Genomic DNA, 1614 nt, shown 5'->3' with positions numbered 1-1614 from the left:
CGGGAGCAAGCTCCCTCGCCACGGAGTTCGCCGCCGCCGCAGAATCGCCTCACTGAAAAACCAGAATCTCGCAACCATTGGCCTCACGGATCTGCGCGAATCCCGGCAACTGCGCCACAAAATCCGCCTCGAACGCCAGGTACCGATCCAGCGCCGGTAGAAAACGAATCTCCGGCTTGATGCGTGGTATGTCCTTGGAGGTCAGCTTCACCACCTCATTGCTGCGCTGATTCCAAAACCAGGCCAGTGTGTGCGTGCCAAAGGTATTGGAGCGGTAGCTCCATATCCACCAATCGCCATGCCCACGCGCTACCTGCAGTTGCCCATGGAATGTGCGCAGCGTGATCACCTGTTTGGGCTGTGTGACAAGCAGGCGTGTGTCCTGGCGCAGCTCGCTGCCGAAACCGTCCAGCGTCGCCTTCGATTTGGCGCCGGTGATGAAATTGAAGCGCCATGCCAGCAGCACCGTCTCCTGATAACCCGAGTGCTCGACGTTCTGCCGCGCGCCTTCGCTGAACAGCAGAATCTCATCGCCACCCAAATACGCCGTGGCTGCCCGCAACGTGTACGCCTCGACAGGCATTGGTTTGGCGACGATGGCCTGGTGCGACGGTTCTTGATTCCAGACCCAGCACTTCGGGCCGTTGTGCTGCATAAACAGCAAGCGGCGCCCGCCGACAGGCAGGATAGTCAGCTCGTCCGAGTCTTCGAAAATCACCTCGCTGCTGTCTGCCGTGATCCGCCAGATTCGTGTCAGGTGCTTGGGTTCGTAGATGCGCTGGCGCTCGAATATCTCATCGTCTACGACGACGCAGGGCTCTTCGAATGCCGGCCACTCCAGCCCGGCAGGGCCGAAGTCCTCGATGGCATCGCCCCGGCGAATCTCGTATTTGAAGCGATCATCCGCGCTGTAATCGCCGCGTTTGACCTGGCGTCTCCACAGGCTGCGCCGGGCGTTGGCGTCGATCAGCCGCAGGTCTGCACCATCCACCTCATCGGTGCGCTGTTCGAGCATGTCCTGTTCGGCGGGCGGCCACTGGTTGTAGTCGATCAGAAAGCACAGCCAGCGGTCTTCGTCCTGTTCGGTGATCGCGGCCCAGCCGCTGCGGTAGTTGTATTCGTGCACGTCAGTGGGGCCAGGGTAGTCGTGGACTTCCTGCAACCACTTCAGCTTGCCACGCTTGGTCGTGGCCGGTTTGTGCTCGGTGACGGCAGGCTCCTGCGGCTCGATCAACATCGGCGTGAACCTCGGCTCGCCCCGTGGGCTTTGCCAATGCCGGGCAAACGCCTCGCGTTGATCGGAGGGGAAGATTACTGGCCAATAATCATCAGCGCCGGCATCCAGATTCCACAAGTCAAAACCCCGGCTCGCCAGCACCGGCGCCAGCGCGTCGAAGCAGACCTCGGGCATCTCGTTGGACAGCTCATCCAACAACGCCTCGAACCCCGGGCCTGCGAATACATCGATGTCGGGGTAGTAATGCTGCAACAGCCCGAGCAAATCGCTGCCTGGGGTTTTCCAATCGATGTGGACCAACGGCTCGAATTGCGATTGCATTACGGTGGTCTTCCTTGTGATTTCTTTGCGTCAATCTTAGGCAAATCAATAACCCG

1 protein-coding gene is annotated in these 1614 nt (G+C 60.2%); it reads right to left on the bottom strand.

Annotated elements, in window-relative coordinates:
* Positions 1 to 49: 49 nt before the first annotated feature.
* Positions 50 to 1558, bottom strand: a complete 1509-nt coding sequence (locus tag OC610_RS27040; RefSeq protein ID WP_264432388.1) for a hypothetical protein — start codon at positions 1556 to 1558, stop codon at positions 50 to 52.
* Positions 1559 to 1614 lie beyond the last annotated feature (56 nt).

Source organism: Pseudomonas agronomica (assembly GCF_025917275.1).
Taxonomy (GTDB): domain Bacteria; phylum Pseudomonadota; class Gammaproteobacteria; order Pseudomonadales; family Pseudomonadaceae; genus Aquipseudomonas; species Aquipseudomonas agronomica.
This window is presented reverse-complemented; position numbering and strand designations above follow the sequence as displayed.